The following is a 23,694-nucleotide window of genomic DNA, read 5'->3' as shown; positions in this document are numbered from 1 at the left end:
TATGCCCTGTTTTGCCCCGTGTTTCCGGGGTTTTTGCGGGGTTTACAGTTTTCGTGTGCACCCAATAATTGTATCACCGTTGCTCTTGTAAAGCGAAGGTCGTCGGTTCGAATCCGACAGGGGGCTCAGAGGACACAGCACCACAGCGCTCTCGGCGTCGCGGGTGTCAATGGCACTGCATATGCCCAGCGTGCCCATTTCCCGGGCAATGGAGCAATACTCTCCTGTCATGGGATGGTGGACCGCATGACGTTGCGTCGGTTGCCTAGTCGCCAAGGGTCTGGCTCCTGTCGACTGGCACTCGTCATCGCGGCCGCCCTTGTGGTTACGGGCTGCACTCACCAGGGACCATCGAGGGAATCGGAGGGCCCAGTTCCCGTGCTAAGTGGCTGTGCTTCACCCACACAGGTTCTTGAGGATGGGCCCTTCGCTCCAGAAATCGTAGGTTCGTCGGAAGACGGACTGAAGCTGTTCGGTCAAATCCAAGCGGGCGATTTCCTTGTCGCGTCCGACGCTGTGAAGAAGGTCGTTTGGCGGGTAACCGGTTCAGGGGAGCCGACGGTAACGCTGGCGGGCCCAGACGGCGTTCAATCGGAGCTCGCATGGGGACCGGAGTACCACCAGGGAAGCAATTACGACCGCCCTGGCGATGAATACGGATCGGGCCTAGTTCTCGATCGTCCAGGCTGCTGGCATATCCAGTTCCGTCGCGGTTCCCAAACGGCTGGTGTCTGGCTCATGGTCGGCGCGGCGGAGTAAGTTCCAGTCGGCGTGTCTCACACTTCACCCGGGCGTACCCTCGAGAAATGAGGCGTGAACTCGCTTGGAGCATCGTCGCCGCGCAAGTCGTCCTGCTGGCGGCGCTCGCCCTCATGCCGCACGGGTCATTGTGGCCGCTGCACCCGGCAATCGTCGCGGTCGCCCTGCTGCTCGGCGCAGCCGGGATCGTCCTGGCCACCCTCGCCGCCATCCGCCTCGGGGACGCCCTCACGCCCAGCCCGATCCCGAAGCAGCACACTCCACTGGCCACGACCGGCGTCTACGGGCTGATGCGCAACCCCATCTACACCGGGATCATCCTCGTCGGCGCCGGCATGACCCTCTTCGGCGCATCCACATGGCACATCGGAGCTCTCGTCGCCCTCTTGGTGCTGCTGGCGGTCAAGGCGCGCTGGGAGGAGCGGATGCTCGCAGCAACGCATCCGGACTACCCCGCATACGCACGCAGGGTCGGACGCTTCCTTCCGCGAATCGGCCGGCTGCGCGGTCGCTAGCCTCCCGCGGGCGGCGTCGGGGTCGGGGTCGGCTCTTCGATGAACTGCGAACCAAGCACCTGCGTCAGGAACCGCGCGAACTCATCCGGATCGAACTCACCCGTCTGCGGGTCGACCGTGTACTGGTACTGCTGCCCGTTCACCAGAACGGTCGGGGTGCCTTGGATCTTCTCCAGCTCGGTGCCGGCGACCGGACCGTTCAGCGCACGGTCGGTGGCGCCCTTCACCCAGGACTTGAACTTCTGGCTCTCGACGCACTGGACGATGTCGTTGGCACGCGAAACGCCGACCTGCTGGGTGAGCTCGATGAGCTCGTCATTGCTGAGGCCGGCCGTGCCCTCCTCGGGCTGGTTGGCGAACAGCAGCTGGTTGAACGCGAAGAACTTGTCGGGTGAGTAGTTCGCGACGCACGCTGCGGCGTTCGCCGCGCGGGTCGAGTACTGGGTGCCGGCGGATGCCCGGTCAAGGAACGAGATGGGGTGGACCTCGAGGGTCGCCGACCCGCTTCCCACGAGCTGGCTCAGCTGCTCGGCGTTCGCGCGCTCGAAGCCTCCGCAGAATGGGCACATGTAGTCGACCCAGATCTTGATGTCGAGCACGTCGGGTTCGTTGGTCTGTGCCGGCACGGGCTCGGCCCCCGGGCGCAGTCCGGGGGTGCGCACCGCTTCGAAGTTTTCGCCGATCTTGATGCCGTCGCTCAGCATGTTCTGCGGCCCAGACGCGGGCGGACGCACAGCGTTCACGATGACCAGCGCGACGACCGCGATGACGGCAAGGATGGCGACGATGATGCCGCCCTGGATCAGGAAGCGATTGCGCCGTTCCTTCTTCTTCTGCTCCTCACGAAGCTGTCGCGCTTTCTCACGCGCGGCGCTGCGCCGCTCTGCCTTCGAGAGATGGGAATCACCGGAACCGGCACTCATGGAACCTCGCTTTTTATGAATTTCCACCAACCAGCCTAGCCTTTGCGCGCGGGCGACCTCACAGCACGGACGGTGCCATAATGGCCCTCAAGCGATGGTGCGCCGTCGCGAATCCATCACTACGGATCGTCCGGCACGTACCTGCCGGTGAAGGAGAAAACGAAAAAATGGCAACAGTCACGTTCGATGACGCGACCCGCATCTATCCCGGATCCACCGTCCCCGCGGTCAGCGACCTGAATCTCGAGGTCGGCGATGGGGAATTCCTCGTCATGGTCGGCCCATCCGGAAGCGGCAAGTCGACCGCGCTGCGGATGCTTGCGGGCCTCGAAGAGGTGAACGAGGGCAGGATCCTGATCGGCGAGCGTGACGTCACCGACATGCCCCCGAAAGACCGCGACATCGCCATGGTCTTCCAGAACTACGCGCTCTACCCGCACATGACTGTCGCCGAGAACATGGGTTTCGCGTTGAAGATCGCCGGCGTGGCCAAGGAGGAGCGCGCAGCGCGCGTCCTCGAGGCCGCGAAGCTTCTCGACCTTGAGCCCTACCTGGCACGCAAGCCGAAGGCGCTCTCGGGCGGTCAGCGTCAGCGCGTCGCGATGGGCCGCGCGATCGTGCGTCAGCCCCACGTCTTCCTGATGGACGAGCCGCTGTCGAACCTCGACGCGAAGCTGCGCGTGCAGACCCGCACCCAGATCGCGTCGCTGCAGCGCCGCCTCGGCGTCACCACCGTCTACGTCACCCACGACCAGGTCGAGGCATTGACCATGGGCGACCGCATCGCTGTGCTCAAGGACGGCGTGCTGCAGCAGGTGGGAACACCCCGCGACCTGTACGAGAGCCCTGTCAACGTGTTCGTCGCCGGCTTCATCGGGTCCCCGGCCATGAACCTGTTCCCCGTCGACTTCGCCGACGGCGGAGTGCAGTTCGGCAGCCACGTCGCCCCGGTCGCGCGGGACATCCTCGCGGGCGCGCACGGCAACAAGGCGACCATCGGCATCCGTCCTGAGGATGTCCGGGTCGCCACCGACGGTGACGGTCTTCCGATCGACGTCGACCTTGTCGAAGAGTTGGGCGCGGACGCCTACCTGTACGGGCACACCGAGGTCGATGGCAGCCGGGTCGACATCGTCGCGCGCGTCGACGGCCGCAACCACCCCGTGGAGGGCGACAAGGTGCTGATCCTGCCCGAGGAGCGCCACATCCACCTGTTCGACACGGAGACCGGCCAGCGCCTGAACCCCGCGGTCAAGGACTGAGCAGCGCGAAAGGGAACATGTCTGCTTCCCTGAACATCACGTCGGCGACCGCCGATACTGGGCTGCTCGACCTGCCCTGGGACCTGCCGCTCGAAGTGTGGCCAGCGGAGAGCATTGCCGCGCTGCCGAAGGGGATCTCGCGGCACCTGGTTCGCTTCGCGTACCTGAGCGGCTACGTCGTCGCCATCAAGGAGACCTCCGCTGAACTCGCCCGCCGCGAGTACGACCTGCTGCGGACGCTGCAGCGGATGGACGTGCCGTGCGTCGAGCCGGTTGCCTACGTCACCAACCGAACGGATGACGAAGGCAACCCGCTCGACGCCGCGCTGGTCACCCGCCACCTGAAGTTCTCGCTCCCCTACCGGGCGCTGTACTCGCAGCGGTTGCGCCCGGACACCGCGACCCGGCTCATCGACGCCCTCGCGGTGCTGCTCGTGCGACTGCACATCATCGGGTTCTTCTGGGGCGACGTGTCGCTGTCCAACACGCTGTTCCGGCGAGATGCCGGCGCATTCGCCGCCTACCTCGTCGACGCGGAGACCGGTGACCTGCACGCGCGGCTCTCCGACGGCCAGCGGGAGAACGACCTTGAGATCGCGCGCGTGAACATCGCCGGCGAACTGCTCGACCTTGCCGCGGGCGGGAAGCTGGATGAGGAGACCGACCCGGTCGAGGTCAGCAACGGCATCGTCGCCGCGTACCGGACCCTGTGGACCGAGCTCACCGGCACCGAGACGTTCGAGTCATCCGAACGCTGGCGCATCGCCGAACGGGTGCGGCGGCTCAACGAGCTCGGGTTCGACATCGAGGAACTCGCCATCAAGACCGACGAGGACGGCACTCGCGTCGTCATCCAGCCGAAGGTCGTCGACGCCGGCCACCACCAGCGCCGACTGCTGCGCCTGACCGGGCTGGATGTCCAAGAGAATCAGGCCAGGCGCCTGCTGAACGACCTCGACTCCTACGCGGCCACCTTCCACCCGGGCGAGGAGGACGAGGAGATGGTCGCGCACGAGTGGCTGGCCTCCGTGTTCGAGCCGATCACGCGTGCGATCCCCCGCGACCTGCAGGGCAAACTGGAACCGGCGGAGATCTTCCACCAGCTGCTCGACCACCGGTGGTTCCTTTCCGAAAGCGAGCAACGGGATGTCCCGCTCGCCGAGGCGCTGACCTCGTACATCGACACGGTGCTGCGGCACCGCCGGGACGAGGCGACGGTCTTCAACCCGGCGACCGACGCCATCACCCTCCCGATCCACGTCGACTGGCGCGACCTGGTCTAGTCCTGCACAACACGGCGGTCAGAGCAGCGACTCGACTCCAGAGCCGGTCACGTGGTCGAAGATCAGGTTCGTCTCGGTGTGCTGCACCGCAGGATGCGCCGCCAAATGCTCGAGGACGAAGTCGCGCAGCTCGCTCGAGTTGCGAGCCGCAACGTGCAGCAGAAAGTCATCCGCCCCCGCCATGTGGAACAGACCAAGCACGCCCGGCCAGGACGGCGCCTCCACCCGGAATCCTTCGATGTCGTCTCGCTCGATCGACACCAGCCGAATCGAGATGAGCGCCTGCACAGTCATCCCCAGCGCCGCCAGGTCGATGTCGGCACGGTAGCCGCGCAGGTACCCATCGCTGCGCAGCCGCCTGAGCCGCAGCGACACCGTCGACTCGGCCACTCCGACGGCGTTCGCCAGGGCAGAGCCCGACATCCGCGCGTTTGAGGACAGCACGCGCAGCAGCGCCCGGTCGATGTCGTCCATGCGCTTCGCCCTTCTTCAACGCCGGATGCCTAGGAAGGCCGCTTGGCGCAGATTCTTCGCCAAACATGCCCATAGTCTCACGATCGTGCACGGATGCTTGCGCGCGCGTGCGGAATCTGCTTCGGTCTGAGCATGACGACTGAGCAGCAGCACTTCGAGACCCGCGCCGTCCACGCCGGAATGGAGGGCGTCACCGAGAGCGGTTCACACGTTCCGGTGATCGACCTGTCGTCCACCAACCCGCTGCCCGACGTCGAGCACGGCGGCGACGCCTACGAACAGCTCGCCACCGGCGGGCCGCTGCTGCCCGGCCAGTCCGCGGTCTACCAGCGCCTCTGGCAGCCGGGCGTCGCCCGCTTCGAGACGGCGCTCGCGTCCCTTGAGGGCTCAGAGACGGCTGTCGCCTACTCCAGCGGCATGGCAGCCCTCACCGCGTGCCTGCTCGCCACCGTCTCCGACGGCAAGCCGCACGTCGTCGCGGTGCGCCCCCTCTATGGCGGCACCGACCATGTGCTCGACACCGGGCTGGTCGGCACGACCGTGACGTGGGCCGACGCCGACGCGATCGCCGACGCCATCCGGCCGGACACCGGCCTCGTCGTGATCGAGTCCCCCGCCAACCCGACCCTCGAGCTCATCGACATCGCCGCGGTCGTCGCCGCCGCTGGCGCCGTGCCCGTGCTCATCGACAACACCTTCGCCACCCCGGTGCTGCAGCGCCCGATCGAACTGGGCGTCACCCTCGTGCTGCACAGCGCGACCAAGTACCTCGGCGGCCACGGCGATGTCGTCGCCGGTGTCGTGGCGACGAACGAGGAGTGGGCGAAGAAGCTTCGGCACGTGCGCGCGCTCACCGGCGGGGTGCTCCACCCCCTCTCGGCGTACCTGCTGCACCGTGGGCTGCGCACCCTGCCGATCCGGGTTCGCGCGCAGCAGGAGACCGCGACCGAACTCGCGCGGCGGCTGGCCGAGCATCCGGCGCTGAATCGGGTGATGCATCCGTCGCTTCCCGGATGCGACCCGCTGGGTCTCATCGGGCGGCAGCAGTCCGGCCCCGGCTCGATGATCTCGATCGAGCTGGCGGGCGGATACGACGCGGCGGCGCGGTTCACCGAGTCGCTGAAGCTGATCACGCACGCGGTGTCGCTCGGCGGCGTCGACTCGCTCGCGCAGCACCCGGCCAGCCTGACCCACCGCCCGGTCGCCGCGGCAGCCAAGCCGGGCGGCGGAATCGTGCGGATCTCGATCGGCCTCGAGCACGTCGACGACCTGTGGGCGGACCTGCGGTACGCGCTGGAGGCAGCGGCCTCGATTGAGTCAAAGGCAACGCTGCTGCACCGATAGTCTTGGCGCATGCGCGTGGGGCCGCTGGCACGAATCGGTCGGGCCTCAGCAGCACATCCTTGGCTCACCCTGTGCGGGTGGATCGTCGTCTTGGCCATCGCCGTCTCCACGGCCCTGGTCGGCGCAACCGGCGACTCCCTGTTCGAACGCCTGGTCAGCGCGGCGCCCGGCGCGGACGGTGAAGCGGCCGAGGCCGACGAGCTGCTGAGCGCCAACGGCGAAGAGACCGAATCTCTCACGCTGCTGGTGCACGGCGTCGAACTCGGCGATCCCGAGTTGGCGAGCGCGGCGAGCGCCCTGGGCGACAGCCTGGCGAAGCTCGATCACGTCGACTTCGTGAACCCGCTCATCGTCCCAACCCTCCCCGACGGTTCTCGGCTGCCAGAGCTCGCCCCGGTGTTCTCCGCCGACGACCAGGGTGTGCTGTTCACCGCCACCATCGAGGGAGTCGACGGCGAGGATCCGGACGCGAAGCTCGTCGACGAGGTCGCCGCCGAGTTGCTCGCCACCGCAGACGACCTGCGCGCCGAGTTCCCGGATGCCACGGTGGAGGTCGGCGGCGGAAGCCTGCTCATCGATTCGATCGTCAAGGTCTCAGAGAACGATCTCGCTCGCGGCGAGATGGTCGCCCTGCCGATCGCGCTCGTGGTGATGCTCGTGGTGTTCGGCGGGTTCATCGCGGCGGGAATGCCGCTCGCCGGAGCGATCGCCGCGATCGTCGGCGCTCTGGGCGCGCTGTTCGCCTTCACTTATGTCATGGACATCGACACCACGATCGTCAACGTCGTCACGGCCGTCGGCTTGGGACTCTCGATCGACTACGGCTTGCTCATGGTCAGCCGGTTTCGGGAGGAGTACCGCGCGCACGGCCCGCTCGGCCGAGATCACCGGCTCGACGCCATCACGAGGACAGCGGACACCGCCGGCCGCACGGTCTTCTACTCCGGCACCACGTTCGGTATCGCCTCCCTCGGTCTGCTCGTGTTCGAGCCGAACATCGTGCGGGCCATCGGAGTCGGTGCCCTGGCTGTCACGGTCATCGCCATCCTCTCGGCGCTGACCCTGATCCCCGCGCTGCTGTCGCTGGCCGGGGACAGGCTGGCGAAGCCGGGATCGCTCACCCGGATTCCGCTCATCGGCAAGCCGATCGCCCGCTTCGGCGATGTCGCACCGGACGACGGCTTCTTCTCGAGGCTGACGCGGCAGGTGCAACGGCAACCTGCTCTCGTGACACTCGCGTGCGCCGCTGCGCTCATCGCGGTCGGCAGCCCGCTGCTGAACCTGCAGCTCGCCAACACCAGCGTCGACGCGATCCCTGCCTCCTCGACGCAGCACGACTTCATCACAACGCTCGCCGACGAGTTCCCGGATGCACGCGCCCCGCGCGTCGCACTGGTCACCGAGACCGAATCGGACGCCGAAGCGTGGGCAGCCGGCATCGAGTCGCTCGCCGGGGTTCAGTCGGTGACGGCACCGGCTCAGTCGGGCGACGGTTGGCGCGTGAACGTCCAGGTGGACCCGGCGGACGGCATCGAGGTCGTCCACGACATCCGCTCTGACCGCCCCGACTTTCCGAACTGGGTCACGGGAACCGACGCCCGCACCGTCGACTTCTCCGAGTCGCTGATCGGCAGCGCGGGCTGGGCGGTGCTGGTGATCGCCCTCGGCACGATCCTGCTGCTATTCCTCATGACCGGTTCGCTCATCGTGCCGCTCAAGGCGCTCGTGGCCAGCGCGCTCTCCCTCGGCGCATCCATCGGCGTGCTGGTGTGGGGCTTCGAGCAGGGCAACTTCGCCGGGCCGCTGAACTTCGACCCCGATGTCGTGCACGGCGTCGATGTGCTCGTGCTGCTGCTCACCCTGGTGTTCGGCTTCGGCCTGGCCATGGACTACGAGATGTTCATCCTGTCCCGTATTAAGGAGCAGGTGGACGCCGGGGTCGACGCGCGCGAGGCCATCGCCACCGGACTGCAGCGCTCCGGCCGGATCATCTCATCCGCCGCGCTCATCATCGTCGTCGTGTTCGCGGGCTTCGCGACCGGCGACCTCATGGTGATCAAGCAACTCGGCGTCGCCCTCGCGGTCGCGGTGACGCTGGATGCGACGGTCGTGCGCTGCCTGCTGGTCCCGGCGTTCATGACCTGGCAACAGCGCATCATGTGGTGGGCGCCGCGGTGGATGAAGCGGCTGCACGCGCGCTGGGGCTTGCGCGAGAGCTGAACGCCGAGTTGCCCACTTCGGCCCCTGTTTCACGCGAAAAGTGGGGCGGAAGTGGGCAACTCAAGGTCGGTGTGACCGACCCCAAGGGTGTACGAGGCGGCCGGCGCTACCCGAAAGCGCCGACCGCCTCTCCCCCCGTCACACCAGAATGCTGACGGGATTCTCTATGCGCTTCACGAACGCCGCGAGCCACTGGGCGGCGAGCGCGCCGTCGAGCACCCGGTGGTCCGCCGACAGTGTCACGGTCATGACCGTCGCCACACTCAGCTCACCGTCGACGACCACCGGACGCTGCGTCGCCGCGCCGACCGCGAGGATGCCCGAGTGCGGCGGGTTGATGATCGCCGAGAACTCGGTGGTTCCGTACATCCCCAGGTTCGAGACCGAGAACGACCCGCCCTCGAGCTCGTGCTGCTTGAGCCCGCCGGTGCGACCGCGCTCGGCGAGCTGCCGGATGTCCGCGCTCACCTCGCTCAGCGACCGCTTGTCCACGGCGCGCACGACGGGCGTGATCAGGCCGCCCTCGATCGCCACGGCAATGGCGATGTCGACGTCGTCGAAGCGCCGGATGGCCGTGTCGGTCCAGATCGCGTTCGCCTCCGGCACGTCGCGGAACGCGCCCGCGACCGCCTTCACCACGAAGTCGTTCACCGACACCTTGTCGGTGCCGAACTCGTTGACCGTCTTCCGCAGGTCGAGCAGAGCATCCACGCGACAATCTGCACTCAGGTAGTAGTGCGGGATGGTGCTCTTGCTCTCGGTGAGCCGCCGTGCGATCGCGCGGCGCATCCCGGTGTGCGGAACGTCGGTGAAGCCGCCGGTTGGCACAGCCGGCGCAGCCGAGGCCTGTGCTGCCGGTGCGATCGGTGCCGCGGCCAGCCCGTCAAGGTCGCGGCGCACGATACGGCCGCTCGGGCCGCTGCCTGTCACTGCGCTCAGGTCCAGTCCACGTTCGCGCGCGAGCCTGCGCACGAGCGGGCTCGCGAAGCGCCGGCTCTGATCGGTCGCGGTGGCCGCACCAGCGGCGGCCCCGTCCACCGGAGCGGTTGCTGCGGCGTTGGCTGGTGCATCCGCCTTCACCGCGGCCGCCGGGTCGACCGCTGCCGCGCTGTCCTCGGAGTTCTCCGTCGGAACGGCGGTTCCGAGCTTGCCTGCCGCGGCGAGCGCGGCATCCGCCGACTCCCCCGCTTCGGCCAGCACCGCGATCGGCGTGCCGACATCAACCTGAACACCGGTCTCGATGAGGACCCCGGCCAGCGTGCCGGCCTCCTCTGCCTGGTACTCGACGGTGGCCTTCTCGGTCTCCACCTCGGCGATGGTCTGGCCGACGGCGATGGTGTCGCCCGGCTTCACGAGCCAGCTTTGCAGGGCTGCCTCGGTCGCGCCGGTCAGTACCTCCGGCATCCGGATGACGATGGCCATCACTCACCACCCCATCCGCGGCGAACCTTCTCCAGTCCTGCGACGACCTCTTCCGTGCGGGCGATCGCGGCGCGCTCGAGCACCTTGGAGATGCTCGGGCTGGCCTCGCCGCCGGTGACCCGCTCGATCGGCTGGTCGAGCCAGTCGAAGTAGCGGCGTTGCAGTTCGTCGGCCAGCCAGGCGCCGTACGACGTCCCCTGTGCGCCCTGTTCGACGATCAGCACGTTGTTGGTCTTCTTGATGGAATCGCCGATGGTGTCCCAGTCGATGGAGGCCCGGTCGAGCCAGCGCAGGTCGATCAGTTCCGCGTCGATGCCGGTCTGCTCGATCGCCTCGAGGCTGTGCGCCACCATGGACAGGTAGCTGATCACCGTGACGTCGTTGCCGGACCGGCGGATGGCCGCGGTGCCGGGCGGGATCACATAGTCGAGGCCGTCATCCGGCACCTTGTCTGCGGTGCCGTACAGGTCGACGTGCTCGATGACCAGGACCGGGTCCTGCAGCGCGAGCGCCGCGTTCATCAGGCCGACGTAGTCGGCGGCCGACGACGGGGCGACGATGCGCCATCCAGGGTTGGTGGCGAAGATGCCGGCCGGGTCCATCAGGTGCTGCGAGCCGTAGCCGGAGCCCATCGCGACCTTGGTGCGCAGCACGAGCGGCACCGGGTTGTCACCGCCGAACATGTGGCGGGCCTTTCCGACCTGGTTGAAGACCTGGTCGGCGGCGACCCACATGAAGTCCGGGTACATGAACTCGACGACGGGACGGAACCGCCCGTCGAGCGCGAGGCCGCCTGCAAGCCCGAAGAAGCCGTTCTCGCTGATCGGGGTGCCGATGATCCGGTCACCGCCGTACTTCTTGGCGAGCCCCTTGGTGGCACCGTTGGTGCCACCGTTCAGTCGGTGCACGTCCTCGCCCATCACGATGATGCGCTCGTCCTGCTCCATCCGGCGGTCCATCACCTCGGCGACCGCATCGACGAACTTGACCTCGCGCCAGCCGTCGCTGCGGTCGGTCGGCTCGGCGACCTGAAGCGTCTCCAGCTCGCTGGCATCCCCGCGGACGCCGACGTTGACGAAGCCGGGGTCTGGCCACAGTTCGGGGCGAATGCGACGCTTGCCCGCGTTCTCCGGGTCGTCCTCGAGGAGTTCTGCCGTGGCCGCGCGCATCGCGTCCTGCACCGCAGCACGCAACGCGGCGACGCGGTCCGCGTCGATGAGGTTGCGAGCGGTCATCTCCGTGGCGACGCGCTCGAGCGGGTCGCGTGCGCGCCAATGGGCTTCCTCTTCCTTGGTGCGGTAGCCGAACGCGCTGCCCGGGTATGGGCCGTTCTGGTGGAAGAAGCGGTAGACCTCGGCCTCGATGATCGCCGGGCCATCGCCGGCGCGCATCCGCTCCTCCGCCTGCTTCATGGCGAGGTGCACCGCGAGCGGGTCCATGCCGTCGACGCGCCAGGACGGGATGCCGAAGCCCTGGCCGCGCACCGAGAACCGTGGGTCGGCCGTGGCTTCGGATGCATGGGTCGACACGGCGTACAGGTTGTTCTCGATGAAGAAGCACACCGGCAGCTTCCACGCCGCCGCCAGGTTCATCGACTCGAGCACCGAGCCGATCTGGCTGGCGCCGTCGCCGAAGTAGTTGACGGTGATGTCGCTGGTGCCCGAGTGCTTCTGCGCCCAGGCGTTGCCGGTCGCCATCGGGGCGCCACCACCGACGATGGCGTTGGTGCCGAGCGCTCCGGCCTCGAACCACTGCAAGTGCATCGAGCCTCCGCGGCCGCGGCAGTAGCCCTGCGCGAGGCCGAGGATCTCGGCCAGCGTGCGCTGCAGCACTTCCTGCACCGCCGGCGTGACCGGGTTCTCGGGGTCGAGGGTTCCGTCGCTCACGTGGGTGAGCGCCTTGGCGAGGAACTGGTGGTGTCCGCGGTGGGAGCCGTTGACCGCGTCGGTCGAGCGCATGCTGATGATCGAACCGACCGCGCCGCCCTCCTGCCCGATGCTCGAGTGGGCGGGGCCGTGTACGAGTCCCTCACCGGCGAGTTCGAGCACGGTCTCCTCGAATGCGCGGATGAGGTGCAGTTGCGTGAGCATGCTGCCGAGCAAGGCAGGATCGGCTGCCTTCCAGTCCGCTGGGGTCGTGCTCAGTTCAATCCAGTCAACGCCGGTCTCTTGGCGTCTGGTCTTCGGCATCGTCGCCTGCTCCTCACATCTGGTTCACCCAACAAAGAACGTTGATTGGATGCAATTACACCACGAAAACCGCAGATATGCTCCCACTCAGGCAAAAAATGCCGCATGATGGATGCAATCCAATGAAGGAGGGGACCGATGTCGAATCACGGCCTACCCGGAATGCGCGGCACCGATCACATCGGCTTCACCGTGCCGGACCTCGACGAGGCGGAAGAGTTCTTCGTCGAGATCCTCGGAGCAGAACCTGTCTACACGCTCGGCGCGAAGCGCTCGGACGACGACGACTGGATGCAGGTGCAGCTGGGTGTGCACCCGCGCACCGTCATCCGCGAGATCCGCTTCCTGCGCCTCGGCAACGGCAGCAACATCGAACTGTTCCAGTACGACGCGGCCGACGATCAGGCATCCGTTCCCCCGAGCAACAGTGACATCGGCGGGCACCATCTGGCCATCTACGTCGATGACATGGATGCTGCGGTCGACTTCCTGCGCTCGCACGGCGTTGAGGTGATGGGTGAACCGGTGCGGAGCGCCGGTGCATCCGAGGGTCAGCGCTGGGTCTACTTCCGCAGCCCATGGGGCATGCAGTTCGAGTTGGTCAGCTTCCCGCACGGCAAGGCGTACGAGGCCACGGCCAACCGGCTGCTGTGGCACCCGGCACGGCCGGCAGAGTGAGCGGCGCGCGAAGCATGTCGACTACAGAGCGCGCCACCAGGGACGGCGACGCCGGCGCGCGGATCGCAGAGCGGATCCGGGAGCAGATCCTGCGCGGGCACTACCCGCCCGGCACGCGCATTCGCCAGGTCGATGTCGCCGAGCAGTTCGGGGCCAGTCGAGTGCCGGCCAGGGAGGCGCTGCGCATCCTCGAGCACGACGGCCTGGTGCGGCTGGTCGCCAACACGGGCGCGTGGGTCTCAACCCTCACGCTCGCCGAGTGCGACGAGATCTACCGGATGCGCGAGGCGCTCGAACCCCTGCTGTTGAGCTATTCCGCGCCGGCCCTCGAGGCGGCCGACATCGAGCGCCTCGGCGCGCTGGCGACCGAGATGGCGGCAACCGACGACGTCGACCGCTTCCTCGAACTCGACCGCGAGTTCCATCTCGGCTCCTACGCGGGAGCCCAGACGTCACAGCTCGGCGAGCTGGTGGTCAAGCTGTGGAACACCACCCAGCCGTATCGCCGCGCCTACACCCGCTCGATCGGCGGCGATGCCAGGAGGATCGTGCACGACGAGCACCACCTCATAGTCTCCTCGCTGGCCGACGGCGACATCGAGGACGCCGGTCGGGTGCTCGCCGGGCACATCCGCCGCACCAGGCGCCAGCTCTCCCGGCATCCGGAACTGTTCGAATCCATCACCGCGCGCTGACGCGCAGACAACAACGAAAGGCAGCCACATGGCCATCGCGACCATCAACCCGACGACAGGGGTCGTCGAGCAGGAGTTCGACGCGCACAGCGAAGCGGAGGTGGATGCCAGGATCGAGCAAGCGCACTCGGCCTTCCGTGCCCTGAAGTCGACCACCATCGCATCGCGCGCCGACTGGATGCGGGCGGCAGCCGACCTGCTGGAAGCCGAAGTCGAGAGCGCGGCCCGGATGCTCACCACCGAGATGGGCAAAACGATCGTGCAGGCGCGCGGCGAGGTGCGCAAGTCGGCCAACACCATGCGGTTCTACGCCGCGCACGCCGAGGAATTCCTCACCGGCCGGTCACTTGAGGACCCGAGCGTCGTCGGCGCCTCGGTCGCATACACCCGGCACGAGCCGATCGGCGTCGTGCTCGCGGTGATGCCGTGGAACTACCCGATCTGGCAGGTGATCCGGTTCGCGGCGCCCGCGCTCATGGCCGGCAACACCGCGCTGCTCAAGCACGCCTCCAACGTCCCGCAGGCCGCGCTGTACCTTGACACGCTGTTCGAGCGGGCCGGGTTCCCCGAGGGTGCGTTCCGGTCGCTGCTGATTCCGGCATCGCGGGTCGAGGGTGTGCTGCGCGACCGCCGGGTGGTCGCGACGACGCTCACCGGCTCCGAGCCAGCCGGGCGATCGCTGGCGTCCATCGCCGGCTCCGAGGTGAAGCACGTCGTGCTCGAGCTGGGCGGTTCCGACCCCTTCATCGTGATGCCGAGCGCCGACCTGGATAAGGCGGTCGCGACCGCAGTGGCCTCCCGCACGGCCAACAACGGCCAGGCGTGCATCAACGCGAAGCGCTTCATCGTGCACACGGATGTCTACGACGCGTTCGTGCAGAAGTTCACCGCCGCGATGGCCGCGCTCACTGTCGGCGACCCGTTCGACGACGGCACGGATGTCGGTCCGCTCGCGACCGCATCCGGTCGCGAAGAGCTCGCCGAACTCGTTGAGGACGCCGCCGCCAAGGGGGCGACGGTCACCACCGGTGGCGCGCCGTTGGACGGTCCGGGCTGGTTCTACCCGCCCACCGTGATCACCGGCATCACCGAGGACATGCGCCTGTACGCCGAGGAGGCATTCGGGCCGGTGGCCGCGGTGTACCGTGCGAGTGACGCTGAGGACGCGCTGCGCGTCGCCAACGACACGACCTTCGGCTTGAGTTCGGCGGTCTGGACGCAGGATGAGGACGACGAGGCGTTCTTCGTCCGCGGCCTCGACGCGGGCGCCGTGTTCGTCAACGGCATGTCGATCTCCTACCCGGAGCTGCCGTTCGGCGGAGTCAAGGACTCCGGTGTCGGTCGGGAACTGTCCGCGGAGGGGCTGCGCGAGTTCACCAACCTGAAGAGCATCTGGAAGGGCTGAGCTCAGGCGTGAGGTGCCGCGTCACCTGGTTCGCTGTCGCGAACGAACCAGATGGCGCGCACCTCTGCCTCTGACTCGTTCCAGAACCGGTGCGGGCGCTGCGAGTCGAACACGATCGAGTCGCCCGCGTTCAGGGTCGTTCGCACGCCGTCGACCTCGACGTCCAGGGCGCCCGAGATGACGATCCCGTACTCCCGACCCTCGTGCCGGATGTAGTCGGGCAGGACTCTGGTCCCTGGCTGGTAGATGACCTCGAGGAATTCGGCATCCGCTTCCGCTGCCACGTTGAGCCGGCTCCACCGGGGGCCGTCGCTCAACTGGATCGTCGGGTGCTGCCCGGCGCGCTGGACCACGCCGTCGGCGTCGAGGTCTTGCAGCGTTGCCGGCGCGGGCGCCGGCAGAGCCTCCTGCGGCGGGTCGAACAGGTCGTGCAGCGAGATGTCGATCTCGCGTGCGGCCGCGTACAGGGCTGGGACGCTGAACGCGCCGATGCCTCGCTCGACTTGCGATACGTGGCTGGGAGAAACGCCGATGCGGCGTGCGAGTTCGCGCGCTGAAATCCCAGCCGCGACGCGAGCTGATCGCACCCGGTTGCCGATCACATCCCACTGCAAGTCGTTCACCGCTCGCTTGCCCCACCGACCGGCATCCGGCTCATGGCATCGAGAACGTCGACCGCCGTTCGCACCTCGCCCGGGTCGTGTGCAGCGCCGACTCCGCCGACGACGTACCAGACGCCCCTGGCGACCGAATCGGTGCGGTTGATGTAGAAGTGAGGCCGACGCGAATCGAAGCAGAGGGAATCTCCCGCGCGCAGAACGTACGTCTCGAAGTCGAGCTTGAGAGTGAGCTCGCCTTCGATCAGGTAGCCATACTCGACGCCCTCGTGGCGCATGTGCGACTCGTCCACGGAACTCGCGCCGCCCGGCTGGTAGGTGGCGAGCACCCCAGCAACGCCGCCGGCGGCCTCCATGACGGCCAGGCGCTGCCAGGTCACGCCGTTCTCCATCACGATTACGGGAGCGTCAGCACCGTGCTGCACGGGCTTGCCGCCCTGAGGCTTCCCACGACTTCCGGGCGTCGGCTTGTTGTCGAGCAGGTCGTCAACCGACAGACCGAGGAAGGTGACGATCGCGTAGAGGGTGCTCACCGACGGCTGGACCTTGCCGGTCTCGACCTGGGAGAGCAGACTCGGCGAGACGGAGGCGTGCGCCGCGGTCGCGCGAAGGCTAAGTCCTTGAGCGAGCCGGGCTTCCCGTATCCGTCGCCCTAGTTCCGCATTCATCGCGTGTCCTCTCCCACCGGCCTCCCCATCGCAAGCCGTGCGTACTCAATGTATCGTGCCACTGAACAGTGTTCACCGAAACCAGCCGTGGAGCGCAGATGATCCGTCACATTGTCCTATTCAAGATTGCCGGCGACGACGAGGCCGCCCGAGCGGATGGCGTGGCCGAACTCGCGGGCGCGCTCGAACCGCTCGCCGAGGTGATCCCCGGCGTGCGATCGCTGCGGATCGTGGCCGATGGCAGCGGAATCGACTTCCACTGGCACGCGGCACTTGTGAGCGAGCACGACTCGTGGGAGGCGCTTGCGGCGTACCAGGCGCATCCGGAGCATGTCCGGGTGCTGCAGAACGTGATCCCGCGCGTGAGCCGCGACAAGGCTGTCGTGGACTACGAGCTCTGACACGGCCCGCGGTTCAGTTTCTCGCGATGAACTGACGGATCAGCCGGGTGACCTCCGCCGGCCGCTCTTCAGGGACGAAGTGGTCGGCGCCGGCCACCACTGCGCCGAAGAGGTCGTGACGCAGCCACAGGCTCCGAATGAAGGCCGCCTCGCTCAGGAACGGGCTCCGGCTTCCGCGGATCAGCAGCATCGGGACCGTGCTGCCACCAAGCGCCGGTGCCAAATCGACATCCATGGTCTCGAGCGTTTGAGTGATCGCCGCCGCGGACGCCAGTGGCCGGTAGCCGCCATCAGCCGCGGCGAACAGGTGCTCGGCGCGACGCTCGACCGCGTCATCCGGGAGCAGCGCCGAGCGCGCGCGGATGGCGCTGCGCACACTGTCGGCATCCGGGAGCGCACCCTCACCCGCGCCCCGCGCGGTTCGCAGGGAGTCGAAGACTCCCTTCTCGATCGTGGCTGCGTAATCGACGGAGACGACCGCCCGGATGCGCTCCGGCATCGCCGCGCCCGCCAAGATCGCGTTGCGCCCGCCCAGCGAATGGCCAACGACCGCGCGGGCCGGTCCGAGCTCGTCGAGCACCGCCGCGACGTCGGCGACATAGTCGTCGGCCGTGTACCCGGTGTCCGGATGCTCCGAGCTGCCGTGCCCCCGCTGGTCGATCGCGACAACGCGGTGATCACGCGCAAGTTCGGCGATCACCGGATCCCAGACGACCGCACCGGCGGTGATCCCGTGGAGCAGCAGCACGAGCTCGCCCTTCCCGGCGACCCGGGCGTTCAGGCTTATTCGGCTCGTGTGCAGCCGCTCCACGGTGATCATCGGGATCAGTACGGGTTGGCGACGAACAGTTCCTGCGCGGGGAACTTGGTGAGGACCTCGATGCCGTAATCGGTCACCACGACCTCCTCCTCGATCCGCGCCGCCGAAGAGCCGTCCGAGGCCGGGCAGTAGGTCTCCATCGCGAAGACCATGCCCGCCTTCAACTCCACCGGATCCTTCATCGAGTTGAGCCGCGAGATGATCGGCCTCTCGTGCAGGCCGAGTCCGAGGCCGTGCGCGAACTGCAGTCCGAACGCCGCGAGCTCATTCTCGAACCCGAACTCCTCTGCCTTCGGCAGCACCTGCGCCACCTGGTCGGTCCCGACACCCGGTCGCAGCGCGTCGAGCGCGGCATCCATCCACTCGCGCGCCTGCTTGTATGCGTCGCGCTGACTCTCGGTCGCCCAACCGACACCGAACGTGCGGTAGTAGCACGTGCGGTAGCCGTTGAACGAGTGGATGATGTCGAAGAACGCCTGGTCTCCGGGGCGGATGATGCGATCGGTGAAGTTGTGGGGGTGCGGGTTGCACCGCTCCCCCGAGATCGCGTTGATAGCCTCCACCTGGTCGCTGCCGTACTCGTACAGCCGCTTGTTGGCGAGCGCAACGATCTCGTTCTCCCGCACGCCGGGCTTGAGCGCGTCGACGATGTCCTGATAGACGCCGTCGACCATCGCTGCTGCCTGGTTGAGCAGCATGATCTCGTCCTGGTTCTTTATCACGCGCGCATCGAGCATCGGCTGCTGCGCATCCGCGATCCGGATGCCCTGCCTCTCCAGTTCGAACAGGAACGGCGGCTCGACGATGTCGATGCCGAGCGGCGCATCCGCCAACCCGGCCTCGGTGAGCAGCGACTTGATCTCCGCCACCGCGTCGACCATGAGTCCCGCGCCGCCCTCGGGCGCGACAGCACCCTTGAAGCCGAGGAAGCCGGCCCGGTAGTTCTCGTCGGGCACCCAGTCGGAGTAGAGCTTGTGGTGCTTCACCGCCGACCCGAAGTCCCAGAGGATCGGCTCATGGCCACGCATGAGCAGCGCGTAGCGGATCATCTTGTCGCCGAGCGCTCCGCCGATCCAGGTTTGCGTCGTGTACCGGATGTTGTAGAAGTCGAACAGCAGGAACGCCCCGCACTCGCTCGCCTCCAGTGCCGCCTTCGCACGCGAGAGCCGGTAGTCCCGGAGTCGATCGAAGTCGACGCGGTGCTCGTAGTCGACCGCATTCTGACCGGGGGCGCCGAGTGGGCGCACCCCGGCCGGGCGGGAGACCGGGCGCTCGAACGCCCGGCTGCCGCCGTGACCGTGGTGCGCTCCCATCACTCGACCTCGAGGCCGTCGCTCACCTGAGCGTTCTCGGACTTGATGTCGAGGCCAGAGCCGCCGGCAACGGTCAGGATGAGCGACGCGAAGTCCTGATCGACATTGCCGTTGCCGACCTCCTGGGCGACGAGGTTGCGGGTGACACTCGCAACCGGCATGACGACACCCAGCTCGTGTGCGGCCTCGAGGCCGAGGTCGAAGTCCTTCTGCAGCAGCACGTTGGTGAACGTCGGGGTGAAGTCCAGGTTCACGAGCGCCGGCGTCTTGTACTGCGAGAACACCGAACCCATGACCGAGTCGTTGAGGAACGAGAGGAAGTCCTCACGCTTCACGCCCGCCTTCTCAGCCAGCACGGTGATCTCCGCCATCGACTGGATGACGACGCCGAGGAACACGTTGTGCGCGATCTTGACGATGCGTGCGACCTCGCCCTCACCGACATAGGTGACGCCGCGGCCCCAGGTCGCAAGCAGCGGCTCGGCGACGTCGAAGACCTCGCGCGGGCCGGAGGCGGCGACCGTGAGCTTGCCCACCGCGATCACCTTCGGGTTGCCGGAGACCGGCGTGGCCAGGAACCCGGTGCCGCGGGACTCGGCGACGGCGCGGACCTTCTCGCTCACCTCGACGGACACCGTGGACGCGTCTCCGATGATCTTCGGGGCACGCTCGGTGTCGGTGAGCAGGCCGTTCTCGCCGAGCATGACCTGCTCGAGGTCCTTCGGCGCTGACACCATGCTGAAGACGATGTCGCGACCGGCCAGCTCGACGGGGTGGTCCACGATCGTGGCGCCGAATTCGGTGAGCGGCTCAGCCTTGGCCCGCGTGCGGTTGTAGACGGCAACGTCGTAGCCGGCGTCCAGCAGGCGCTTGGCCAGCTGGTAACCCATACGGCCGGCACCGATCCATCCGACGGTGGGTTTGGTCTCAGTCATTTCAAGTACTCCTTCAGGTGTGGTGCGTCCCGCCGGAGTGGCGGTGCAATCGATTGCGGATATAAGCGTGTTTGGAACTGTAGTACGAATTCGGCGGGCTCAGGAAGCCGGAGCGGCAGCGACGACGTGGAACTCGAAGCGCAAGCGCGGGTCGGTCGCAAAGCGCACCACCTCGACGGTCGTGCTCGTCGGGATGTGACCGCCGAACCACTCCTTCTGGTGCTTGTTGACCACGTCCTGGTCCTCGTCGATGTTCGAGAAGAACCTGATCATGTTGACGACATCGTGCCGCTCGCATCCTGCAGCCTTGAGCGCCTGGTCGAGGTGGTCGAAGGCGTTGGTGACCTGTCCCTGCGCGTCCATCGGCATCGCATCGAATACCTCGGCGACGTGCGGGTGGTCATGGTAGACCGGCGCGCCGGTCACACCGCTGATGAACACGAGCCGAGCGTTGGAGACGGTGCGGATCGCGGGCACGAATGGGCTGACGATCGAGTCGTCATAGCCCTCGTGGTGGATGATGTCAGCGTTGCCGACTCGGCGCGGCGCGGGGATTTCAGTCATGTCTGCCTCCAGCTTCGGTGGTTCTATCGATTCGCGGCGAGTGCGCCGGAGTCGTGGGTGATGCGACCGTCCATGACGGTGAGGTCGCTGAGGATGTCGCGGAGCTCGTCATCCGAGCATGCGAAAGGATCGAGAGTTGGCACGCACAGGTCCGCGTCGTAGCCGGGCAGCAGCCGGCCGCGATGGCCGGTCTCACCGGTGAACCAGGCAGCATCCCGCGTGTACGCGGCGATCGCCTGCTCGCGGGACATCCGGTGCCGCTCACCGCGGATGCCGACACCGTCCAGCGTGCCGCCCGTGACGAGCCACCAGATCGCCGACCACGGCGAGAACCAGTTGGCGCGGGTCGCATCCGTTCCGCCGCCGACGGGGATGCCCAGCTCCCGCAGGTCGCCGATGGGCGGCGCTGCCGTGGTGGCTTCCTCACCCCACACGGCGACGTAGTCGGAGCCCTTGAGAACGAGGCGGCTCTGCACGAGCACTCCCGCCCCCAGCCGCGCGAGCCGCCCAAGGTTGTCTCGGGAGGCCTCGTCGGCGTGCACGATCGAGAACCCACGGCCCGCGACCAGGCCGGTCTCCTCCTCGACCCGCTCCCACGCGTCGAGGATCCGGCCGAGGGTGTAGTCGAGGACAGCGTGGATGCTCATGCGCCAGCCCCGCTCGGCACACAGCCGCACGATCTCCACCAGCTCCGCATGGGACTGGTCGGTCAGGGTGAACGGGTCGAGGCCCTCCATGTCGTGGCAACCGAGATGCGGGATCTCGCCGATGCCTGCGATACGGAGCATGCCGTCACCGCTCTCCGGCTGCAGGAGAGCCGTGAGCTGCTCGATGTCGGCGACCTCACCGCCGCGGGTCCAGGCGGACAGGAAGATCCGAGCGCGGACGTCGAGTTCGCCGCGACGCCACACCGCGTAGATCGGGTCGTAGTCGCGTGGGGTCACCAGCAGCCCGCCGCCGTCCACAACACCGGTCAGGCCGTGCCGGGCGAACGCCGCGAACATCGCGCGCACGCCGTCTTCCGACTCGGCCGCGTCGGCGTCGAGCGCGACCGCGAGCGGAACCGAGAACGCCCCGACACCGTGGATTCGGCCGGTGAGTCGGCCGTCATCGTCGCGGTCGAGCCGACCGCGCGCCGGGTCGTCGGAGGAGTCGGTCCAGCCGCAGACCGCAAGGCCCGCGCTGTTCAGCACACCGAGGTCGTAGAGCTCCTGGACGTACACCGGGTTGTCTGGTGCGACGGCATCAAGCTCTGCCCTGGTCGGGGCGCGACCCTCGGCGAGTTGCGAGGAGTGCCAGCCGCCGACGACGCTGACCCACTCGCCCGGGCCGCGGCGGGCCGCGTCCTTACGGATGAGCTCCAACCCGTCGCCGATCGACCGCACGTCCTCCCAATGGACGGTACGCGTCCAGGACACCCCACCGCGGACCGCGTGGATGTGGGAGTCGTTGAGGCCGGGGATGACGCGACGACCGTCGAGTTCGATGACCCGTTCAGTCAGTTCCGCGTGTGCAGCCAGCTCGGCGTCGCTGCCAACCGCGACCACGCGGCCACCGGCGATGGCGATCGCCTCCACCTCGCGCGCACCCTGTTCTGGGTCGGCGAAGGTGGAGATCCGTCCCCCGCGGAGCACGAGATCCACCACCGGAATGCTTCCGGTCGGCGCTGGCATCGACATCCCTCTCGCTCCTGTCAGATACTCAGGTGCTGTTCGAGCGCGGCACTGTCAGAGCGAAGCGCGTCCGAGCTGCCGTTCCAGGCGATCGTGCCCGAGTCGTCGATCACGACGACCCTGCTGGCGATGTCGAGCGCGAGGTCGACGTTCTGCTCCGCGATCAGGATGGAGAGTCCCGACGCGCTCAAACCGGCCAGCCGGTCCTGGATGACATCCAGCACGCTGGGCGCGAGCCCCTCACTCGGCTCATCCATGATGAGCAGGCTCGGGTTGGTCATCAGCGCACGGCCGATTGCGAGCATCTGCTGCTCGCCCCCGGACAGCGACCGGGCCATGGACTTCGACCGCTCGGCGAGCCGTGGGAAGAAGTCGAAAACCCGCTCAACCGTCCATGGGTCATCCTTGGACGCAGCGCGGCGCCGCGGCACGACCGTGAGGTTCTCGTAAGTGGTGAGCGAGCCGAACACCCGCCGACCCTGCGGAACCAGGGCGATACCCGCCCTCGACACCTGGAAGCTGGTCTTCCGGGAGATGTCGACGCCGTCGTACTTGATCGAGCCCGCCGTGATCGTCGGAGGACGCAGCCCGCAGATCGCTCGGACCAGGGTGGTCTTGCCCATGCCGTTGCGCCCGAGCAGGGCGATGCTCTCCCCACGGCCGACCGTGAGGTCGACGCCGTGGAGCACCTTCGCCGTCGCGTAGCCGACGTGCAGGCCCGTCACGTCCAAAGTCACTTCTTGTCACGCCTTCCGAGGTAGATCTCCTTGACCGTCTCGTGCTCGCGGACCTCGTCAGGGGTACCGGTCACGACGTGACGGCCGTTCTCCATGCACATGACCCGGTCGGTGAGCCCGAGGGCGAGGGTCATATCGTGCTCGATGAGGAGGATGGGCAACGTCCGCGGCAGCTCTTCGATCAGCTGCCTCAGCGTCGTCCGCTCCGCGGCTGAGAGTCCCGCCGCCGGTTCGTCGAGGAGCAGCAGTTTCGGCTCGCTGGCGAGGGCCATTGCGATCTCCAGCTGCCTCTGCTCGCCGTGCGACAGATCCGACACCTGGTCGTCGCGGCGGTCGATGAGACCGACGGACTCCAGCGCCTCCCCCGCGCGCTGCGACACATCGTCGGTCGGCAGTTGCGGCCACCAGAAGATGCGCGCCTTGCTGCTGCCACCGCGGGCGGCAACACGCACGTTGTCGATCACCGACATGTCACGGAACAGGTTGGATACCTGGAACGTGCGGCCGACGCCCATCCGGGCACGACGTGCCGTGCCGGTGCGCGTCACGTCGTTTCCGAACAGCTCGACCGTTCCTGTGGTGGGAGCGACGTCGCCGGCGATCATCTTGAACAGCGTGGTCTTGCCAGCACCGTTCGGTCCGATCACCCCGATGCGCTCGTTCGGTCCCAGCTCGAGCGAAATCCCATCGACGGCCTGTACGCCGCCGTAACGCTTCCCGAGCCCGGAGATGACGAGCGCGGGGGCGCCGGCCCCGGACCCTTGCGGGCCCGGGACCGTCGCCGACATCGTCGCGTT

22 protein-coding genes are annotated in these 23,694 nt (G+C 67.6%); 9 read left to right on the top strand and 13 right to left on the bottom strand.

Annotation, left to right across the window (positions count from 1 at the left end; genetic code table 11):
• The first annotated feature begins 806 nt into the window (after window positions 1-806).
• Window positions 807-1,274, top strand: coding sequence for an isoprenylcysteine carboxylmethyltransferase family protein (locus tag IRG63_RS06410; RefSeq protein ID WP_193509523.1), 468 nt, complete (start codon window positions 807-809; stop codon window positions 1,272-1,274).
• On the opposite strand, the gene IRG63_RS06405 is transcribed toward IRG63_RS06410, so the two are convergent.
• Complete coding sequence (locus tag IRG63_RS06405; protein ID WP_168626351.1) at window positions 1,271-2,197, bottom strand: thioredoxin domain-containing protein; 927 nt, start codon at window positions 2,195-2,197, stop codon at window positions 1,271-1,273. The genes IRG63_RS06410 and IRG63_RS06405 overlap by 4 nt on opposite strands.
• Before the next feature lie 167 nt (window positions 2,198-2,364).
• Between IRG63_RS06405 and IRG63_RS06400 the strand changes: the two genes are divergently transcribed.
• On the top strand, window positions 2,365-3,459 hold the full coding sequence (locus tag IRG63_RS06400) for an ABC transporter ATP-binding protein (protein WP_168626350.1): 1,095 nt from the start codon (window positions 2,365-2,367) through the stop codon (window positions 3,457-3,459).
• 17 nt (window positions 3,460-3,476) lie between these two features.
• On the top strand, window positions 3,477-4,742 hold the full coding sequence (locus IRG63_RS06395; protein ID WP_193509522.1) for a DUF4032 domain-containing protein: 1,266 nt from the start codon (window positions 3,477-3,479) through the stop codon (window positions 4,740-4,742).
• Window positions 4,743-4,760: 18 nt separating this feature from the next.
• On the opposite strand, the gene IRG63_RS06390 is transcribed toward IRG63_RS06395, so the two are convergent.
• On the bottom strand, window positions 4,761-5,216 hold the full coding sequence (locus tag IRG63_RS06390; RefSeq protein WP_168626348.1) for an Lrp/AsnC family transcriptional regulator: 456 nt from the start codon (window positions 5,214-5,216) through the stop codon (window positions 4,761-4,763).
• A gap of 132 nt (window positions 5,217-5,348) precedes the next feature.
• Here IRG63_RS06390 and IRG63_RS06385 point away from each other — a divergent pair, with 132 nt between their 5' ends.
• Window positions 5,349-6,560: a PLP-dependent aspartate aminotransferase family protein gene (locus tag IRG63_RS06385; protein ID WP_168626347.1), complete on the top strand. Its 1,212-nt coding sequence runs from the start codon at window positions 5,349-5,351 to the stop codon at window positions 6,558-6,560.
• Between the two features lie 90 nt (window positions 6,561-6,650).
• A complete protein-coding gene (locus tag IRG63_RS06380) occupies window positions 6,651-8,780 on the top strand; it encodes an MMPL family transporter (RefSeq protein ID WP_193509521.1) in 2,130 nt (709 codons plus the stop codon).
• A 138-nt stretch (window positions 8,781-8,918) separates the two neighbouring features.
• Here the strand turns inward: IRG63_RS06380 and IRG63_RS06375 are convergent, their stop codons facing one another.
• Together IRG63_RS06375 and IRG63_RS06370 are read right to left on the bottom strand one after the other, a co-directional pair.
• Window positions 8,919-10,202: a pyruvate dehydrogenase complex dihydrolipoamide acetyltransferase gene (locus tag IRG63_RS06375; protein ID WP_193509586.1), complete on the bottom strand. Its 1,284-nt coding sequence runs from the start codon at window positions 10,200-10,202 to the stop codon at window positions 8,919-8,921.
• The gene (locus IRG63_RS06370; protein ID WP_193509520.1) at window positions 10,202-12,391 is read right to left on the bottom strand and encodes a thiamine pyrophosphate-dependent enzyme; all 2,190 of its coding nucleotides are present in this window, start codon (window positions 12,389-12,391) and stop codon (window positions 10,202-10,204) included. The genes IRG63_RS06375 and IRG63_RS06370 overlap by 1 nt, the downstream gene beginning before the upstream one ends.
• Window positions 12,392-12,529: 138 nt before the next feature.
• On the opposite strand from IRG63_RS06370, the gene IRG63_RS06365 reads away from it, so the two are divergent.
• From IRG63_RS06365 to IRG63_RS06355, 3 genes are read left to right on the top strand one after another with little or no spacing between them, the layout of a single operon-like run.
• Window positions 12,530-13,069 (top strand): VOC family protein, encoded by a 540-nt coding sequence (locus tag IRG63_RS06365; RefSeq protein WP_193509519.1) that lies wholly within the window; start codon window positions 12,530-12,532, stop codon window positions 13,067-13,069.
• A gap of 14 nt (window positions 13,070-13,083) precedes the next feature.
• Window positions 13,084-13,764, top strand: a complete 681-nt coding sequence (locus IRG63_RS06360) for a GntR family transcriptional regulator (RefSeq protein WP_168626343.1) — start codon at window positions 13,084-13,086, stop codon at window positions 13,762-13,764.
• Between the two features lie 28 nt (window positions 13,765-13,792).
• Window positions 13,793-15,169 carry an NADP-dependent succinic semialdehyde dehydrogenase gene (locus IRG63_RS06355; RefSeq protein ID WP_193509518.1) on the top strand — a complete coding sequence of 459 codons (1,377 nt, stop codon included), beginning with the start codon at window positions 13,793-13,795 and terminating at the stop codon, window positions 15,167-15,169.
• Window positions 15,170-15,171: 2 nt separating this feature from the next.
• Here the strand turns inward: IRG63_RS06355 and IRG63_RS06350 are convergent, their stop codons facing one another.
• Entirely contained in the window at window positions 15,172-15,792 is a 621-nt protein-coding gene (locus IRG63_RS06350; protein ID WP_193509517.1) for a cupin domain-containing protein, read from the bottom strand.
• Complete coding sequence (locus tag IRG63_RS06345; protein ID WP_168626340.1) at window positions 15,789-16,454, bottom strand: cupin domain-containing protein; 666 nt, start codon at window positions 16,452-16,454, stop codon at window positions 15,789-15,791. The genes IRG63_RS06350 and IRG63_RS06345 overlap by 4 nt, the downstream gene beginning before the upstream one ends.
• Before the next feature lie 98 nt (window positions 16,455-16,552).
• Here IRG63_RS06345 and IRG63_RS06340 point away from each other — a divergent pair, with 98 nt between their 5' ends.
• Window positions 16,553-16,855, top strand: coding sequence for a Dabb family protein (locus IRG63_RS06340; protein ID WP_193509516.1), 303 nt, complete (start codon window positions 16,553-16,555; stop codon window positions 16,853-16,855).
• A 13-nt stretch (window positions 16,856-16,868) separates the two neighbouring features.
• On the opposite strand, the gene IRG63_RS06335 is transcribed toward IRG63_RS06340, so the two are convergent.
• The 7 genes from IRG63_RS06335 to IRG63_RS06305 all read right to left on the bottom strand — a co-directional run bounded on the left by IRG63_RS06335 (window position 16,869) and on the right by IRG63_RS06305 (window position 23,685).
• Window positions 16,869-17,675 carry an alpha/beta fold hydrolase gene (locus tag IRG63_RS06335; protein WP_168626338.1) on the bottom strand — a complete coding sequence of 269 codons (807 nt, stop codon included), beginning with the start codon at window positions 17,673-17,675 and terminating at the stop codon, window positions 16,869-16,871.
• A 5-nt stretch (window positions 17,676-17,680) separates the two neighbouring features.
• Window positions 17,681-18,988 (bottom strand): Xaa-Pro peptidase family protein, encoded by a 1,308-nt coding sequence (locus tag IRG63_RS06330; protein WP_168626337.1) that lies wholly within the window; start codon window positions 18,986-18,988, stop codon window positions 17,681-17,683.
• Entirely contained in the window at window positions 18,988-19,923 is a 936-nt protein-coding gene (locus IRG63_RS06325) for an NAD(P)-dependent oxidoreductase (RefSeq protein WP_168626336.1), read from the bottom strand. The genes IRG63_RS06330 and IRG63_RS06325 overlap by 1 nt, the downstream gene beginning before the upstream one ends.
• A 99-nt stretch (window positions 19,924-20,022) precedes the next feature.
• Window positions 20,023-20,487 carry a RidA family protein gene (locus IRG63_RS06320; RefSeq protein WP_168626335.1) on the bottom strand — a complete coding sequence of 155 codons (465 nt, stop codon included), beginning with the start codon at window positions 20,485-20,487 and terminating at the stop codon, window positions 20,023-20,025.
• Window positions 20,488-20,510: 23 nt separating this feature from the next.
• Complete coding sequence (locus IRG63_RS06315) at window positions 20,511-22,160, bottom strand: amidohydrolase (RefSeq protein ID WP_193509515.1); 1,650 nt, start codon at window positions 22,158-22,160, stop codon at window positions 20,511-20,513.
• 20 nt (window positions 22,161-22,180) lie between these two features.
• Entirely contained in the window at window positions 22,181-22,885 is a 705-nt protein-coding gene (locus IRG63_RS06310; protein ID WP_349236162.1) for an ABC transporter ATP-binding protein, read from the bottom strand.
• 8 nt (window positions 22,886-22,893) lie between these two features.
• Window positions 22,894-23,685, bottom strand: coding sequence for an ABC transporter ATP-binding protein (locus tag IRG63_RS06305; RefSeq protein ID WP_193509514.1), 792 nt, complete (start codon window positions 23,683-23,685; stop codon window positions 22,894-22,896).
• Window positions 23,686-23,694 lie beyond the last annotated feature (9 nt).

The organism is Cryobacterium sp. BB736, from assembly GCF_014980265.1.
Classification (GTDB): Bacteria; Actinomycetota; Actinomycetes; order Actinomycetales; family Microbacteriaceae; genus Terrimesophilobacter.
This window is presented reverse-complemented; position numbering and strand designations above follow the sequence as displayed.

Excerpts from the sequence above, each read along its gene's own strand:
- IRG63_RS06410 (WP_193509523.1), top strand. The coding sequence starts at position 807 with ATGAGGCGTGAACTCGCTTGGAGCATCGTCGCCGCGCAAGTCGTCCTG.
- IRG63_RS06405 (WP_168626351.1), bottom strand. The coding sequence starts at position 2,197 with ATGAGTGCCGGTTCCGGTGATTCCCATCTCTCGAAGGCAGAGCGGCGC.
- IRG63_RS06400 (WP_168626350.1), top strand. The coding sequence starts at position 2,365 with ATGGCAACAGTCACGTTCGATGACGCGACCCGCATCTATCCCGGATCC.
- IRG63_RS06395 (WP_193509522.1), top strand. The coding sequence starts at position 3,477 with ATGTCTGCTTCCCTGAACATCACGTCGGCGACCGCCGATACTGGGCTG.
- IRG63_RS06390 (WP_168626348.1), bottom strand. The coding sequence starts at position 5,216 with ATGGACGACATCGACCGGGCGCTGCTGCGCGTGCTGTCCTCAAACGCG.
- IRG63_RS06385 (WP_168626347.1), top strand. The coding sequence starts at position 5,349 with ATGACGACTGAGCAGCAGCACTTCGAGACCCGCGCCGTCCACGCCGGA.
- IRG63_RS06375 (WP_193509586.1), bottom strand. The coding sequence starts at position 10,202 with ATGGCCATCGTCATCCGGATGCCGGAGGTACTGACCGGCGCGACCGAG.
- IRG63_RS06370 (WP_193509520.1), bottom strand. The coding sequence starts at position 12,391 with ATGCCGAAGACCAGACGCCAAGAGACCGGCGTTGACTGGATTGAACTG.
- IRG63_RS06365 (WP_193509519.1), top strand. The coding sequence starts at position 12,530 with ATGTCGAATCACGGCCTACCCGGAATGCGCGGCACCGATCACATCGGC.
- IRG63_RS06360 (WP_168626343.1), top strand. The coding sequence starts at position 13,084 with ATGTCGACTACAGAGCGCGCCACCAGGGACGGCGACGCCGGCGCGCGG.
- IRG63_RS06355 (WP_193509518.1), top strand. The coding sequence starts at position 13,793 with ATGGCCATCGCGACCATCAACCCGACGACAGGGGTCGTCGAGCAGGAG.
- IRG63_RS06345 (WP_168626340.1), bottom strand. The coding sequence starts at position 16,454 with ATGAATGCGGAACTAGGGCGACGGATACGGGAAGCCCGGCTCGCTCAA.
- IRG63_RS06340 (WP_193509516.1), top strand. The coding sequence starts at position 16,553 with ATGATCCGTCACATTGTCCTATTCAAGATTGCCGGCGACGACGAGGCC.
- IRG63_RS06335 (WP_168626338.1), bottom strand. The coding sequence starts at position 17,675 with ATGATCACCGTGGAGCGGCTGCACACGAGCCGAATAAGCCTGAACGCC.
- IRG63_RS06330 (WP_168626337.1), bottom strand. The coding sequence starts at position 18,988 with ATGGGAGCGCACCACGGTCACGGCGGCAGCCGGGCGTTCGAGCGCCCG.
- IRG63_RS06325 (WP_168626336.1), bottom strand. The coding sequence starts at position 19,923 with ATGACTGAGACCAAACCCACCGTCGGATGGATCGGTGCCGGCCGTATG.
- IRG63_RS06320 (WP_168626335.1), bottom strand. The coding sequence starts at position 20,487 with ATGACTGAAATCCCCGCGCCGCGCCGAGTCGGCAACGCTGACATCATC.
- IRG63_RS06315 (WP_193509515.1), bottom strand. The coding sequence starts at position 22,160 with ATGCCAGCGCCGACCGGAAGCATTCCGGTGGTGGATCTCGTGCTCCGC.
- IRG63_RS06305 (WP_193509514.1), bottom strand. The coding sequence starts at position 23,685 with ATGTCGGCGACGGTCCCGGGCCCGCAAGGGTCCGGGGCCGGCGCCCCC.